Origin of the sequence: Oricola thermophila, from assembly GCF_013358405.1 — a bacterium.
GTDB lineage: Bacteria > Pseudomonadota > Alphaproteobacteria > Rhizobiales > Rhizobiaceae > Oricola > Oricola thermophila.
The window spans coordinates 3,383,606-3,397,597 of the sequence record NZ_CP054836.1 but is presented as its reverse complement, the minus strand read 5'-3'; the positions used below and the strand labels follow the sequence as shown (position 1 = coordinate 3,397,597).

General features: G+C 66.2%; 14 protein-coding genes. 5 read left to right on the top strand and 9 right to left on the bottom strand.

What is annotated here, in order from left to right; translation table 11 throughout:
- The first annotated feature begins 20 nt into the window (after positions 1–20).
- Positions 21–1,241, top strand: coding sequence for an NAD-dependent epimerase/dehydratase family protein (locus tag HTY61_RS16385; RefSeq protein ID WP_175277807.1), 1,221 nt, complete (start codon positions 21–23; stop codon positions 1,239–1,241).
- Between the two features lie 17 nt (positions 1,242–1,258).
- On the opposite strand, the gene HTY61_RS16380 is transcribed toward HTY61_RS16385, so the two are convergent.
- Positions 1,259–1,819, bottom strand: coding sequence for an NUDIX domain-containing protein (locus HTY61_RS16380; protein WP_175277806.1), 561 nt, complete (start codon positions 1,817–1,819; stop codon positions 1,259–1,261).
- A gap of 65 nt (positions 1,820–1,884) precedes the next feature.
- Between HTY61_RS16380 and HTY61_RS16375 the strand changes: the two genes are divergently transcribed.
- Both HTY61_RS16375 and HTY61_RS16370 read left to right on the top strand, forming a co-directional pair.
- Positions 1,885–2,700 (top strand): glycosyltransferase, encoded by an 816-nt coding sequence (locus tag HTY61_RS16375; RefSeq protein ID WP_175277805.1) that lies wholly within the window; start codon positions 1,885–1,887, stop codon positions 2,698–2,700.
- Positions 2,697–3,581 (top strand): NAD-dependent epimerase/dehydratase family protein, encoded by an 885-nt coding sequence (locus tag HTY61_RS16370; RefSeq protein WP_175277804.1) that lies wholly within the window; start codon positions 2,697–2,699, stop codon positions 3,579–3,581. Before HTY61_RS16375 ends, HTY61_RS16370 begins: the two co-directional genes overlap by 4 nt.
- Here HTY61_RS16370 and HTY61_RS16365 read toward each other — a convergent pair.
- Positions 3,578–3,961: a VOC family protein gene (locus tag HTY61_RS16365; RefSeq protein ID WP_175277803.1), complete on the bottom strand. Its 384-nt coding sequence runs from the start codon at positions 3,959–3,961 to the stop codon at positions 3,578–3,580. The two genes, HTY61_RS16370 and HTY61_RS16365, sit on opposite strands and share 4 nt — an antisense overlap.
- 86 nt (positions 3,962–4,047) lie before the next feature.
- Here HTY61_RS16365 and soxR point away from each other — a divergent pair, with 86 nt between their 5' ends.
- Positions 4,048–4,512 (top strand): redox-sensitive transcriptional activator SoxR, encoded by a 465-nt coding sequence (gene soxR / locus HTY61_RS16360; RefSeq protein WP_175277802.1) that lies wholly within the window; start codon positions 4,048–4,050, stop codon positions 4,510–4,512.
- Positions 4,513–4,540: 28 nt separating this feature from the next.
- Here soxR and HTY61_RS16355 read toward each other — a convergent pair whose 3' ends face one another.
- From HTY61_RS16355 to HTY61_RS16345, 3 genes are all read right to left on the bottom strand, one after another.
- Positions 4,541–5,518 (bottom strand): zinc-binding dehydrogenase, encoded by a 978-nt coding sequence (locus HTY61_RS16355; protein WP_175277801.1) that lies wholly within the window; start codon positions 5,516–5,518, stop codon positions 4,541–4,543.
- A 43-nt stretch (positions 5,519–5,561) separates the two neighbouring features.
- Entirely contained in the window at positions 5,562–6,152 is a 591-nt protein-coding gene (locus HTY61_RS16350; RefSeq protein WP_175277800.1) for a TetR/AcrR family transcriptional regulator, read from the bottom strand.
- A 101-nt stretch (positions 6,153–6,253) separates the two neighbouring features.
- Positions 6,254–7,063, bottom strand: coding sequence for a hypothetical protein (locus tag HTY61_RS16345; RefSeq protein WP_175277799.1), 810 nt, complete (start codon positions 7,061–7,063; stop codon positions 6,254–6,256).
- Positions 7,064–7,322: 259 nt separating this feature from the next.
- Between HTY61_RS16345 and HTY61_RS16340 the strand changes: the two genes are divergently transcribed.
- A complete protein-coding gene (locus HTY61_RS16340; RefSeq protein WP_175277798.1) occupies positions 7,323–7,736 on the top strand; it encodes a hypothetical protein in 414 nt (137 codons plus the stop codon).
- A 283-nt stretch (positions 7,737–8,019) separates the two neighbouring features.
- Here HTY61_RS16340 and HTY61_RS16335 read toward each other — a convergent pair whose 3' ends face one another.
- From HTY61_RS16335 to acnA, 4 genes are all read right to left on the bottom strand, one after another.
- Positions 8,020–8,388 carry a DUF779 domain-containing protein gene (locus HTY61_RS16335; RefSeq protein ID WP_175277797.1) on the bottom strand — a complete coding sequence of 123 codons (369 nt, stop codon included), beginning with the start codon at positions 8,386–8,388 and terminating at the stop codon, positions 8,020–8,022.
- A 70-nt stretch (positions 8,389–8,458) separates the two neighbouring features.
- Complete coding sequence (adh, locus tag HTY61_RS16330; protein WP_197945439.1) at positions 8,459–9,973, bottom strand: aldehyde dehydrogenase; 1,515 nt, start codon at positions 9,971–9,973, stop codon at positions 8,459–8,461.
- 137 nt (positions 9,974–10,110) lie between these two features.
- Complete coding sequence (locus HTY61_RS16325; RefSeq protein WP_175278602.1) at positions 10,111–11,037, bottom strand: GAF domain-containing protein; 927 nt, start codon at positions 11,035–11,037, stop codon at positions 10,111–10,113.
- Positions 11,038–11,245: 208 nt separating this feature from the next.
- Positions 11,246–13,936: an aconitate hydratase AcnA gene (gene acnA / locus HTY61_RS16320; protein WP_175277795.1), complete on the bottom strand. Its 2,691-nt coding sequence runs from the start codon at positions 13,934–13,936 to the stop codon at positions 11,246–11,248.
- Positions 13,937–13,992 lie beyond the last annotated feature (56 nt).

The following is a 13,992-nucleotide window of genomic DNA, read 5'->3' as shown; positions in this document are numbered from 1 at the left end:
CAGGAATCAGGAAGACCCGCATGAAAATCGCAGTTCTCGGTGGTGATGGTTTCGTCGGTTGGCCGACTTCGCTTCACCTGAGCGACAAGGGCCACGAGGTTCACATCATCGACAACCTGTCGCGTCGCTGGATCGACACCGAACTCGGCGTCCAGTCGCTGACGCCGATGGATTCGATCCAGGAGCGCACCCGCGTCTGGCACGCGGAGACCGGGCGGCGCATTCACTTCCACCTGATCGATCTTGCGAAGGATTACGAGGTCTTCAAGCAATGGCTGGCCGAGCATCAGCCGGACGCCATCATCCACTTCGCCGAGCAGCGCGCCGCGCCGTACTCGATGAAGTCGGATCGTCACAAGAACTACACGGTCAACAACAACGTCAACGCCACCCACAACGTGCTGAACGCCATGGTCGAAACCGGCGTCCACGCGCACCTCGTCCATCTCGGCACGATGGGGGTCTACGGCTACTCGACCGTCGGCGCCGCGATCCCGGAAGGCTACCTGCCGGTGGGCATCGAGACCCTGGACGGCGACACTGCGGTCCAGGAGATCCTGTACCCGGCCAATCCGGGTTCGATCTACCACATGACCAAGTGCCTCGATCAGTTGCTGTTCCAGTTCTACGCCAAGAATGACGGACTGCGCATCACCGACCTGCACCAGGGCATCGTCTGGGGTACCCACACCGAGCAGACGCGCAGGCACGAGCAGCTGATCAACCGCTTCGACTATGACGGCGACTACGGAACGGTTCTCAACCGCTTCCTGATCCAGGCGGCCATCGATTACCCGCTCACGGTGCACGGCACCGGCGGCCAGACCCGCGCCTTCATTCACATCCAGGATTCCGTTCGCTGCATCGAGATCGCGCTGAACAACCCGCCGGAAGCCGGTGAGAAGGTCAAGATCTTCAACCAGATGACCGAGACCCACCGGGTCCGCGACCTGGCCGAGATGATCTCGAAAATGACCGGCGCCAGGGTCGCCTACCTCCCCAACCCGCGCAAGGAAGCTGCCGAAAACGACCTGATCGTGAAGAACGACCAGTTCCTCCAGCTGGGCCTTAACCCGACCACGTTGCAGGAAGGCCTGCTGGAAGAGGTGGTCGAGGTGGCGCGCAAATACGCCTACCGCGTCGACCGCAGCCGCGTCCCCGCGGTTTCCGCCTGGACGAAGGACATCGCCAAGACCGTCGAGCGCGATCCGGAAGGCAAGCGCCTGAAGAGCGTCGGCTGACGCCGGCGCGCAGGCGCTCAGAACAACGCCGGGTGGCGAATTTGCAGCGCCTGCAGCAGAAGCACCGTCTTCATGTCGCAAATCCCGCCACTGGCGACCTGGCGGGCAGCCACGGCGACCGGCATCTCGACAACCTCGATCTCCTCGCCCTCCTGCGGCACCCCGCCGCCGGCGCCGACGCGGTCGGCCTCGCCATAGGCGGCAAGGAAGAGGTGCACACGCTCCGTCGCGCAGCCGGGCATCGTCCAGAACGCGCCGACCGAATCCAGGTCCGAAAGCCTGAGCCCCGTCTCTTCCATCGCCTCGCGCCGCGCGGCTTCCAGCGGGGCCTCGCCGTCGGTGAGTCCGGCCGGCGCCTCGAGCAACACCCCGCCGTCGCCCGCGAACAGCGGGCCGACGCGCGGCTGGCGCACCAGCGTGACGACGTGGCGCACCGGATCGTAGGGCAGCACGCAGGCCGCCTCGCCGTGATCCTCCACCTGGCGCAAATGTTCCGAGCCGTCCGGGCTTCTCAAGGTGACGAGGTGAAACCGGCCCCAGCCGTCGTGTACGGTCTTGATATTGTCGATCACATGCACTGAAACGTCTCCCGTGCGGCCGCCCCCGCGGCCGGCAAGTCCAAATCGAGGCCAGCAGCAATACCATGACCGCCAATGCCTATGTCACCCTCGTCACCAACCGCGACTATGCCGATGCCGCCATCGCGCTGGTCCGATCGCTCAGGCTGACGGGCACGACGGCCGACATCGTCGTCATGCATACCGGCGCGGTCGAATCCGCGGCGCTTGCCCCCCTCAAGGCGCTTGGCGCCCGCTGCGTCGAGGCTGGGCTGCTGGATACCTCTCCGGAATTCAACGCCCGGCACCAGCGCGACCGGCTGCATGCTGACGCGCCCTTCACCAAGGGCAACAAGCCGGCCTTCCATACCCCTCTCGACAATTTCGCCAAGCTGCGGCTCTGGGAGCTGGAGGAATACGGGAACGTCGTCTTCATCGACGCCGACGCCATCGTGATCCGCAACATCGACCGGCTGTTCGACTACCCGGAATTCTCCGCCGCGCCGAATGTCTACGAGAGCCTTGCCGATTTCCACCGGCTCAATTCCGGCGTCTTCACCGCCAAGCCTTCGCGCAAGACCTTCGCGGCGATGATGGAGCGTCTCGACAGGCCGGGCGTCTTCTGGCGGCGCACGGACCAGACCTTCCTGCAGGACTTCTTTCCGGAATGGCACGGCCTGCCGGTCTTCGACAACATGCTGCAATATGTCTGGTTCAACCTGCCCGGGCTGTGGGACTGGAAGTCGGTCCGTGTCGTTCACTACCAGTACGAGAAGCCCTGGCAGGCAGACCACCCGAAGCGGGCGCAGCTGCAGCCGCTGATCGATCTCTGGCAGGCATTCCGCAGCGGCGAGAACATCCCGGACATCGACAGCCTGCCCAACCCGGCGGTTCCCGAATGAACATCCTCGTCACCGGCGGCACCGGCTATGCCGGGCGTTTCATCGTCGAATCCCTGCTCGCCGCGGGCCATGGCGTGACGGTCATGGGCCGGACCGCGCCCGGCGACGGATTCTTTTCCAGGCGGGTGGATTTCGTTCGCGGCGACCTGGACCCGGAGACCGCGGCGCCCGCCCTGTTCGCCGGTACGGAGGGATTCGTCCACGCCGCCTTTCACCATACGCCCGGGAAATACCGCGGCGGCGAGGGCGACGACCCGGATACCTTTCGCCGGCTCAATGTAGACGGATCGCTGGCGCTGTTCGCGGCGGCGAAGCGGGCCGGGGTGAGGCGCGCCGCATTCCTGTCCAGCAGGGCCGTCTACGGCAGGCAGGCCCCCGGCGCGATGCTTTCCGAGGACACGGAACCGCATCCCGACACGCTCTACGGCGAGGTGAAGCTGGAGGTCGAGCGCGGCATCGCCGCGATGGCGGGCGAGGATTTCCTGCCCGTCTCGCTGCGCGTCACCGGAATCTACGGCCCTGCGGGGCCGGGCCGGGCGCACAAGTGGGCCGGGCTGTTCGCCGATTTCGAATCCGGCAAACCGATCGCATCGCGCGTCGGCACCGAGGTCCACGGCGGGGACATGGCCGAGGCTGTCCGGCTGGTGCTCGAAACGGATGCGGAGACGATCCGGGCGGCCTCGCGAGAACTCGTCTTCAACGTCTCCGACATCCTGCTCGACCGTCGCGACCTGCTGGCGGACCATGCGCGGGCGACCGGCTGCGACCGGCCGCTTCCCGACCGCGCCGACGCCGCCGGTTTCAACGCCATGGACTGCGGACGGCTGAAGGCCCTGGGCTGGCGCCCGCGCGGCCGTCTCGATCTCGACGGCCTAGTCTAGGCGTAGCTCACCACCTCGAACTCGATGCCGTCCTCGTTGTGGAAGTAGAAGCGGCGGCCGGGCTCGTAGTCGGCATGGCTGTGCGGCGTGTAGCCCATCGCCTCCACCTTGGCCTCGACCGTGTCGAGATCGTCCACGGTGACGCCGATATGGTTTAGCCCGCCGCGCGTGAAATAGCTCTCCGCCGCCGGGTCGGACGGCGTGCCCTTGCTGTAGATCGCCAGGTAGGAATCGTCGGAGCCGACATGGACAGTGAAACCGTCATACTTGGCCCGGCCCTTCCAGCGGATCTTCCAGTCGAACAGCTCGCACAGGCGCCTGGCGGTTCGTTCCGGGTCGGTGACGGTGATGTTGACGTGTTCGAGGGCGGCAACTGCCATGATTTTCTCCATCGCAAGGTTGGGATTTGCGCTCCCTACGACCTCAAGCTAACTTGAGGTCAAGGGAATTTTTCCGGAGAGTCTTCATGGTCCTGAAAGCCACAGACCGGCTGCCGATCGGCGAACTCGCGCAGCGCACCGGCATCGCCGTCTCCGCGATCCGCTACTACGAGGAGCAGGGGCTGATCGCCTCGGAGCGCAATGCCGGCGGCCAGCGCCGCTTCCTGCGTTCCGACATCCGCCGTCTCTCCTTCATCCTGATCGCCCAGCAGTTCGGTTTCACCCTGCCGCAGATCCGCGAGGTGCTGGCTCAGCTGCCGGACGGTCGCACCCCGACCAAGGCCGACTGGACGCGGATCGGCGAAACCTTCCGCACCGAGCTCGACCGCAAGATCGAGACGCTGACCGAGCTGCGCAAGCGGCTCGACAAGTGCATCGGCTGCGGCTGCCTGTCGCTTTCCGACTGCACGCTCTACAACCCGCAGGACCGCGCGGCCGGCAGGGGAGCCGGACCGCGTTACCTGATGGGCGACAAGCCGGAGACGCCGTGACCGTCGCATCGCCGGGCGGCGGGGCCGCTCACGGCCGCAGCAGGATCTTTCCCTTGCGGCCGGGCGTCTGCGCCGCCTTCATGGCGGCGGCCGCGTCGTCGAAGCCGTAGATGCCGCCGGTCGCGAGATCGAGCTTGCCGCTTGCGGCGAGGCCCACCAGTTCGCCGACCAGCCGCGCCCTGTCCTGCGGCGCCATCTCGGCGCTGACCCTGGCGCCCCAGAAGCCCTTCACCGTGAGATGCTTGAAGATCAGCGTCCCGGAATTGAGTTCCAGCGGCGCGCCTGTGGCCGTGCCGAAGGTGACGAGCAGCCCGTCATTGCCGAGCAGGTCGGCGAGGTCGGACGCGATTGCGCCGCCGACCGAGTCCACCGCCGCGCGCGCGCCGTTCTCGCCGAGGATCGCCTTCGCCCGCTCCTTCCAGCCGTCCGAGGCGGTGGAGATCACGTTCTCCATGCCGAGCGCTTCCAGTTCGCCCACCGCCTCATCGCGGCGCACGAGGTTGAGCGTCTCTATGCCGCGCGACTTCGCCAGCACGGCAAGGATCTTGCCGACCGCGCCGTTGGCGGCGGTCTGGATGACCCGGTCGCCCTTTTCGACCTCCAGGAACTCCAGCAGCGAGATGGCGCTGAACGGCATGGCGATCAGCTGCGCGCCGAGCTCGTCGGAAATCGCGTCCGGCAGCGGCACCGCCGCGCCGACGGGCACGGTGAATTTCTCCGCCCAGCTGCCGCGGATGCCGGCGGCGGCGACGCGCTTGCCGACCAGGCCCGCATCGACCCCGTCGCCGACGGATTCGACGATGCCGACCGCCTCCGAGCCGCCGATGGCCGGGAGTTCGGGCTTGTAGCCATAGCTGCCGCGCACGGTCCACAGGTCGTGATTGTGGATCGGCGACAGGATGGTGCGGACCAGCACCTCGCCCTTGCCGGCAACCGGGTCCGGGCTCTCGCCGGGTTTCAGGACCGTTGCCGGATCGCCGAAGGTTTCGTGAATGATGCTGCGCATGGAATGCTCCTTGAAATGCAAATGCGGTGAAGGGGAAATGCCGTCAGGCAACGAGCCTGCGGCGCGTGTCTTCGAGCGACGCGGCAAGCGGCGCCCTGTCTTTCGAAAGCTTCGCCAGGATCGCCGCGCCGAGCCACTGGGCGTAGAGTAGCCGCGCCGCGGTTTCCGGATCGTCCCGCGGGCGCAGCGAGCCGTCGGCCGCGCCTTCGCGCAGCAGCGTCGCAATGCGGCCGGCGAGCTCGTCCACGCCGCCGTCGAGGATGCGGCGCATCTCCTCCGACAGGTCGGAGACTTCCGACGCGAGCTTGACGACGAGGCAGCGGTCCGCGATCGAGCCGGCGGCATCGCCGCCGAGCCAGGCCGACCAGAATGCCATCAGCCTCTCGCCGGCGCTGCCCGGCCCGGCGAAGATGGCATCGACGCGCTCGAGATAGCCATCGACATAGTCCCGCAGCAGGGCACAGCCGAAGGCCTCCTTGGAATCGAAATAGTAGTAGAACGAGCCCTTGGGCACGCCGCTGGTCTCCAGCAACGCCTTCAGCCCGACGCCGCCGAAGCCGCGCTTCAGCACGAGTTCGCGGCCGGTATCGAGGATGCGCCGGCGGGTGATTTCGGATTTCTTCGTCGCGGTCATGGGCCTCAACTAGTCACTAATAGACCGGTCGTCTAGTACGCGATGCACATTTCTTTCGGGCCCGGCCGCGACGAAGGCGCCGATGCCGCCGGCCGCCGCGCTCACGACGTGTTCCATGCGTCCAGCGCCAGCATGTGGCATTCCTTCAGCACCTCCTCGATTTCCGTTCGCGGCCGCCTTCGCCAGCCCGGCGGCAGACCGGGGCGGAAGGGGCGGAAGCGCCACGGCGTCGGTCTCCGCACGGTATCCGGCGTCACGCCGTCGATTTTGCCCGCGTCCGCCAGTTGCATGCGCCCGATGGCGCGGTTGAAACGGGCCTTCCAGCGGGCAAGGCGGGCGGCCTGTCCGTCGAGATCGTCCAGCGCAAGGGCCAGCGCGCGGATGCGGCGCGATAGTCCGCGGGCGTCCACCAGCTCGTCGGGGTCGCGATCCGGGCCGGGCCAGTCGCCGCCGTCCTCGTCGTATTCCACGAATACGTGGCCAAACGGGCCTTCCAGCCCGGTCACGTCGAACAGGAAGGGCGCGTAGCGCTTCCACGGGTCGAAGAGCTGGAAGGACGGGCGGTCGCGGTAGAGGTCGAGCAGTTCGGCGTCGGCGGGTTCGTGCTCCTCCTCCGTCCCGTGTCCGGTCTGCCGCGCCGAAGGGTCGCCGCCATCCGGACCGCGTCGCTGGTCGGGTCGTTCCGGTGAAAGCGTCACGTCCCGTTCCAGCTTGCAGGCGGCCATGACGATCAGTCGCCGGGCGGCGAACTCGGCGGGGCGTAGGATCGAAAGAACCCGGCTTCGCAAGGCGCGCGGCAGGAAGACGAGGGACCGGCCCGTCCTGATCCCCGCCAAGAGGAACAGCCGCGCGACGATCCGCAGAAGATCGTCCAGGTTCCTTTCCACCGCCCGTTTCCAGTCGAACGCCATGACCCTCTCCGTAGTCCCACGGAGAAGGGTAGAGGAGGTCGTGGCCAGGTGGATAACTTTTCGCGGAAATGGCGGGGGAGGGGCCTGAATAATGCAACGAGAAAAGACGCGTTTCAACAAGTATCGTGCTGGTTTAACGCAATAGTTTCGGTGCAATTTTTGCTAACATATGCGGGTATGATATATTTCGCGCATGAGAACCAGTGAGATCGTTGTTGCCCTTGCAGCGACCCTTGTGGCGACGGGCGGAGGGGCTGCAATGACCTATGGACCAGAGTTATATCCTGCATCTGGAGAGTGGATATTCTGGCTAGGCCTTAGCGCAACTGCGCTTGGGGCGATTATATTTCTTGTTTTGATAATCATGTCAAACGTGAAAAGAAGACCGGAACAAAGCGTACCGTCCGCAAGAACTTCTTTTGTTAGGATTGCTCCAGGCGGCAACGTTGATGGCCTTCATATGATCGATAATCGCATACACGGAGACGGCGATTTTCTAAGCGTTGGTGAGGGTGCAAGTTTGCGCAATGCCAATCTCGTAGGGAATAGGCAGAACAAAAATCTTGACGAGGTTCCACCGTCGCCATCGGCCTCCATTGTTCGCGGCCATCCATTGTTGGTTAGGGCAGCCAAAGGCTTGCCAATGGATGATAAGGATACCGAACCTGACTAATTCTTTGAATCGCGCCTTTTCGTTACCCGCCTAAGATAGCGGCGGAAACTTAGATTCCTCGAAAGTCGTGCCCACGCGAACCGCTAGCTGCTTGAGGTACTCGGTGAATCTATAGAGACCGGAACGCTCGGCGCCTTCCAAATCTTTCCTAGAATGTTTGAAGCGAACTTCAGTCAGAAAGAGGGCCGGGGCGTTGCCGCCCCGGCCCTGTCACTTGCGCCGTGTCCTCTACCTGCGCGGCGAGATTACGCTGCACGATTTGCGGGATGCCGCCGCCGGGCCGTCAGCCGGCTTCGAGTTCGGCCAGCTCCTCCGCCGTGAACACCCGCGCGCGGGCGAGAAATCGCTTTTCGCGGCCGTTGTCGAGCGAGAACATGCCGCCGCGCCCCGGCACCACGTCGAGGATCAGCCGGGTGTGTTTCCACGCCTCGAATTGCGGGCCGGAGATGTAGACGGGCACGCCGTCGATCTCGCCCAGCTTCACGTCATTGCCGCCGACGCGGAAATCCGCCGCGGGAAAGCACATGGGCGAGGAGCCGTCGCAGCAGCCGCCGGACTGGTGGACGATGATGTCGGGATGGTCGCGCCGGATTTCGGCGATCAGGTCGCGCGCTTCGGCGGTCGCCTCGACCCTGTTGGGCTTGCCTGTCACGGTCGGACTCCTTGCTGTCGCGGGCCGGGGCCCCCGTGCCGGGGGCCCCTCCTGTCCCGGGAGGACGCGGTCAGAAGAAGCCGAGCCGGTTCGGGTTGTAGCTGACCAGCATGTTCTTGGTCTGCTGGTAGTGATCGAGCATCATCTTGTGGGTCTCGCGCCCGATGCCCGACTGCTTGTAGCCGCCGAAGGCCGAATGCGCCGGATAGGCATGGTAGTTGTTGACCCAGACGCGGCCCGCCTGGATGTGGCGGCCGAAGCGGTAGCAGGTGTTCTGGTCGCGCGACCACACGCCGGCGCCGAGGCCGTAGAGCGTGTCGTTGGCGATCTCCAGCGCCTCGTTCTCGTCCCGGAAGGTCGTCACCGACACCACCGGCCCGAAGATCTCCTCCTGGAAGACCCGCATCCGGTTGTGCCCCTTCAGGATGGTCGGCTTGATGTAGTAGCCGCCGGACAGCTCGCCGCCGAGATCGGCCGCCTCGCCGCCGGTCAGCACCTCCGCGCCTTCCTGCCGCCCGATGTCGAAATAGGAGAGGATCTTCTCCTTCTGCTCGGAACTGGCCTGGGCCCCGATCATCGTCTCCATGGCGCGCGGGTCGCCCTGCACGATCGCCTCGGTGCGCGCGATGGCGCGTTCCATGAAGGCGTCGTAGATGTCCTCGTGGATCAGCGCTCGCGACGGGCAGGTGCAGACCTCGCCCTGGTTGAGCGCGAACATGACGAAGCCCTCGATGGCCTTGTCGAGGAAGGCGTCGTCCTCGGCCATCACGTCGCGGAAGAAGATGTTCGGCGACTTGCCGCCCAGCTCCAGCGTCACCGGGATGATGTTCTCGGCGGCGTACTGCATGATCAGCCGGCCGGTCGAGGTCTCGCCGGTGAACGCCACCTTGGCGATGCGCGGCGACGAGGCCAGCGGCTTGCCGGCCTCCAGCCCGAAGCCGTTGACGATGTTGAGCACGCCGGCGGGCAGTATGTCGGCGATCAGCTCGGCGAAGACCATGATCGTGGCCGGCGTCTGCTCGGCGGGCTTGAGGACCACGCAGTTGCCGGCGGCGAGCGCGGGCGCCAGCTTCCATGCCGCCATCAGCAGCGGGAAGTTCCACGGGATGATCTGGCCGACCACGCCGAGCGGCTCGTGGAAGTGGTAGGCGACGGTGTCGTCGTCGAGCTCGCCCATCGTGCCCTCCTGCACGCGCACGGCGGAGGCGAAATAGCGGAAATGGTCGATCGCCAGCGGAATGTCGGCGGCCGTGGTCTCGCGGATCGGCTTGCCGTTGTCCCATGTCTCGCAGGCGGCGAGCAGCTCGGCGTTCCGTTCCATCGCGTCGGCGATCCTGAGCAGCGCCTGCGCGCGTTCGGCCGGCGCCGTGCGGCCCCAGGCGTCCTTCGCGGCATGGGCGGCGTCGAGCGCCATCTCGATGTCGTCGGCATCCGAGCGCGCGACCTCGCAGATCACCTGCCCGGTGACCGGCGTGACGTTCTCGAAGTAGCGTCCCTTGCTCGGCGCGACGAACCGGCCGCCGATGAAATTGTCGTAGCGGGTCTTGAAGGGCGAGGCGGTCTGGCCCGCCTCGGGCCTGGTCATGACATTCATGGATCTTCTCCTCCTGTGCCGGACCGTTCCGGCGTCCGATTCCGCTACGACGGAACGGGCCGGGCGGTCAGCCCCGGCGGAGGAGTGCAGCGTGCCGACTGTCTCGGATGCGAGACAGTCCGGGCCGCTCAGTCGGCCCCGAGGCGCTTGAGGCGGCGGTAGAGCGTGGCGCGGCTGATGCCGAGCGCGCGGGCCGCGCGGGTGTGGTTGCCGCCGGCGCGCGCCAGCGCCCGCTTCAGCGCGGCGCGCTCGGCCCGCTCGAAGCCGGTGGCCCCGGTCGAACGCCCGAGCAGGTCGGAGGCCGGCTGCGGCCGGAGTTCGACTTCGGAACCGAGGCCGAAGATCCGTCGCGCCGCGTGGGTCGCGCCGATGACGATGTCGTCCTCGTCCACCGCCAGCAGCACGGCGTCGTTGGCGTCGCGCTCGGAGGCGACGATGATGCGCGCCTCCGGAAAGGCGGCGCGGAAATTGTCGTTCTCGATCTGGCGCGCGGTCTGGGCGACGGTGGCCGCGATTAGCCGCGCGAAGCCCTCGGTCTGGTCCGCCCGGCAGGACGACACGTCGAGCGCGCCGATCAGCCGCCCGTCGGCGCCGTGGATCGGCGCGTCCATGCAGCTCATGGCGGTGTTGCGGGCGAGGAAGTGCTCGCTGCGGTGGATGACCACCTGCCGGCGTTCCACCAGGCAGGTGCCGATGCCGTTGGTGCCCTCGGTCTCCTCGCTCCACACCGCGCCGGTGCACAGCCCCCAGCTCTCGAAGGTTTCGGCATCGCCCGGGGCGACGCGCTGGTCGAGCACCACCCCGTCGGCGTCGGTCAGCAGCACGCCGCATCCCGAATTGCCGACCAGACCGAATAGCTGGTCGAGCCGCGGCTGGGCGATGGCCATCAGCCGATCGAGCGCGGCGCGGCGGTGCTTGAGCGTCGCCGCGTCCACCCGGTCCGGCGCGCGCGGGCTGGCCGGGTCCAGCCCGTGCTTGACGAGCGAGCGCCGCCACGACGCGGCGAGGCTGGAAACCGCGGCAGCGGATGACGACTGGACGGTCTCGATGACCATGTCCGCATGGCTGGTTCGCGTCACTGGGTCCTCCTCCCCGAACGGCGGTCCGCAAGACTATCACCGCCTGCCGTGGCGTCAAAACCGCGAGGAGGCGACAGGGCCGGACTGTCTCGCAAATGAGACAGTTCCGCGCGGAAAATCGGACAGCAAAAAGGCCGGGGCGTTGCCGCCCCGGCCCTGTCCTTTCGGCGATGCGGACTGCCGCCTACGCGGCGAGGTCGCGCAGCACGTATTGCAGGATGCCGCCATTGTGGACGTAGTCGAGCTCGTCGGCCGTGTCGATGCGGCAGATCAGCGGAACCTCCTTCACCGTGCCGTCGGCATAGGTGACCTTGGCGATCACCTTGTCGCGCGGCTTGACGTCGGCGAGGCCCTCGATGGTCACGGTCTCGTCGCCCTTGAGCCCCAGCGACTGCCAGCTCGTTCCCTCCTCGAGAACGAAGGGCACGACGCCCATGCCGACCAGGTTTGAGCGGTGGATGCGCTCGAAGGACTGCGCGATCACCGCCTTGACACCGAGCAGGTTGGTGCCCTTGGCCGCCCAGTCGCGCGACGAGCCGTTGCCGTATTCGCCGCCGGCGAAGATGACCAGCGGACGGCCCTCTTCCTTGTACTTCATGGCGGCGTCGTAGATCGGCATCTCCTCCTTGGAGGGATAGTGGATCGTGTAGCCGCCCTCGCGCCCGTTCTCGCCCAGCATGTGGTTGCGGATGCGGATATTGGCGAAGGTGCCGCGCATCATCACCTCGTGGTTGCCGCGCCGGGTGCCGTACTGGTTGAAGTCGGCGACGCCGACGCCGTGGTCCATGAGGTAGGCGCCCGCCGGGGACTGCGCCTTGATCGAGCCGGCCGGTGAAATGTGGTCGGTGGTGATCTTGTCGCCGAACAGGCCGAGGATGCGGGCATCCCTGATGTCGCCGATCTTGCCGGCGGTCTTGCTCATGCCGGTGAAGTAAGGCGGGTTCTGGACATAGGTCGAACTGTCGTCCCAGGCATAGGTCTGGCCGCTCGGCGCCTGCACCTTCTGCCAGTTCTCGTCGCCCTTGAACACGTCGGCATACTTCTTCTCGAAGATGTCGCGCGTGACGTATTTCATGATGAATTCCTGGATCTCCTTGTTGGAGGGCCAGATGTCCTTCAGGAACACGTCATTGCCGTCCTTGTCCTGGCCGATCGGCTCCTTCGACAGGTCGATATTGACCGTGCCGGCCAGCGCGTAGGCGACGACCAGCGGCGGCGAGGCGAGGTAGTTCGCCTGCACGTCGGGCGAGATGCGGCCCTCGAAGTTGCGGTTGCCGGAGAGCACGCCGGCGGCGATCAGGCCCTTGTCGTTGATCGTCTTGGAGATCGGCGCGTTGAGCGGGCCGGAGTTGCCGATACAGGTGGTGCAGCCGAAGCCGACCAGGTTGAAGCCGAGCTTGTCGAGTTCCTTCTGCAGGCCGGAATTCTCGAGATACTCGGCGACCACCTGCGAGCCGGGCGCCAGCGAGGTCTTGACCCAGGGCTTCTGCTTCAGGCCGAGCTCGTTGGCCTTCTTGGCCAGCAGGCCGGCGCCGATCAGCACGCTCGGGTTCGACGTGTTGGTGCACGAGGTGATGGCGGCGATCGCCACGTCGCCATGGCCGAGATCGTAGTCCTCGCCCTCGACGGCATAGCGCTTGTCCAGCTCGGCCGGGTTCTTCTTGTATTCCTTCTCGAAGGCCTCGCGGAACTTGGCGCCGACGGTCTCCAGCGCCTGGCGTCCCTCGGGGCGCTTCGGCCCGGCCATGGAGGGAACCACGTCGCCGAGATCGAGTTCCAGCGTGTCGGTGAAGACCGGGTGCTCGGAGCCGGTCTCGCGGAACATGCCCTGTTCCTTCGCATAGGCCTCGACCAGCGCGATGCGGTCGGCGTCGCGGCCGGTCATGTCGAGATAGTTCAGCGTTTCCGAGTCGATCGGGAAGAAGCCGCAGGTGGCGCCGTATTCCGGGCCCATGTTGCCGATGGTCGCGGCGTCGGCCAGCGTCAGGTGATCGAGGCCGTCGCCGTAGAACTCGACGAACTTGCCGACCACGCCCTTCTGGCGCAGCATCTGCACCACGGTGAGCACGAGGTCGGTGGCGGTGACGCCTTCCTTCATCCGGCCGGTCAGCTTGAAGCCGATGACTTCCGGCAGCAGCATGGAGATCGGCTGGCCGAGCATGGCGGCCTCGGCCTCGATGCCGCCGACGCCCCAGCCGAGCACGCCGAGGCCGTTGATCATGGTGGTGTGCGAATCGGTGCCGACGCAGGTGTCGGGGAAGGCGACGGTCGCGCCGTCCTCTTCCTTGGTCCACACGGCCTGGCCGAGATATTCGAGGTTCACCTGGTGGCAGATGCCGGTGCCGGGCGGCACGACGCGGAAGTTCTTGAACGCCTGCTGGCCCCACTTGAGGAAGCGGTAGCGCTCGCCGTTGCGCTCGTATTCCTTCTCCACGTTATGGGCAAAGGCCATCGGCGTGCCGAACTCGTCCACGATCACCGAGTGGTCGATGACGAGATCGACCGGGACCAGCGGGTTGATCTTTTCCGGGTCGCCGCCGAGCGCCACCATCGCGTCGCGCATCGCGGCGAGATCGACGACCGCCGGGACGCCGGTGAAGTCCTGCATGAGCACGCGCGCGGGGCGGTAGGCGATCTCGTAGCCGGCCTTGCCCTTGTCATTGAGCCAGTTGGCGACGGCCTGGATGTCGGCCTTGGTAACGGAACGGCCGTCCTCGTTGCGCAGCAGGTTCTCCAGCAGCACCTTCATAGAGTAGGGCAGGCGGGAGATGCCCTCGAGGCCGTTCTTCTCGGCCTCGGCGAGGCTGTAGTAGACGTATTCCTTGCCGCCGACATTGAGCGTCTTGCGGCATTTGAAGCTGTCGATCTTTGACACGGAAATTCACCTTTCGAGTTCGGTTGGCCTTGCGAGGGACGAACTCTTCCGCATTG

Excerpts from the sequence above, each read along its gene's own strand:
- HTY61_RS16365 (WP_175277803.1), bottom strand. The coding sequence starts at position 3,961 with ATGGCAGTTGCCGCCCTCGAACACGTCAACATCACCGTCACCGACCCG.
- HTY61_RS16375 (WP_175277805.1), top strand. The coding sequence starts at position 1,885 with ATGACCGCCAATGCCTATGTCACCCTCGTCACCAACCGCGACTATGCC.
- HTY61_RS16325 (WP_175278602.1), bottom strand. The coding sequence starts at position 11,037 with ATGGTCATCGAGACCGTCCAGTCGTCATCCGCTGCCGCGGTTTCCAGC.
- soxR (WP_175277802.1), top strand. The coding sequence starts at position 4,048 with ATGGTCCTGAAAGCCACAGACCGGCTGCCGATCGGCGAACTCGCGCAG.
- HTY61_RS16370 (WP_175277804.1), top strand. The coding sequence starts at position 2,697 with ATGAACATCCTCGTCACCGGCGGCACCGGCTATGCCGGGCGTTTCATC.
- HTY61_RS16350 (WP_175277800.1), bottom strand. The coding sequence starts at position 6,152 with ATGACCGCGACGAAGAAATCCGAAATCACCCGCCGGCGCATCCTCGAT.
- HTY61_RS16355 (WP_175277801.1), bottom strand. The coding sequence starts at position 5,518 with ATGCGCAGCATCATTCACGAAACCTTCGGCGATCCGGCAACGGTCCTG.
- adh (WP_197945439.1), bottom strand. The coding sequence starts at position 9,973 with ATGACCAGGCCCGAGGCGGGCCAGACCGCCTCGCCCTTCAAGACCCGC.
- HTY61_RS16345 (WP_175277799.1), bottom strand. The coding sequence starts at position 7,063 with ATGGCGTTCGACTGGAAACGGGCGGTGGAAAGGAACCTGGACGATCTT.
- HTY61_RS16385 (WP_175277807.1), top strand. The coding sequence starts at position 21 with ATGAAAATCGCAGTTCTCGGTGGTGATGGTTTCGTCGGTTGGCCGACT.
- HTY61_RS16340 (WP_175277798.1), top strand. The coding sequence starts at position 7,323 with ATGACCTATGGACCAGAGTTATATCCTGCATCTGGAGAGTGGATATTC.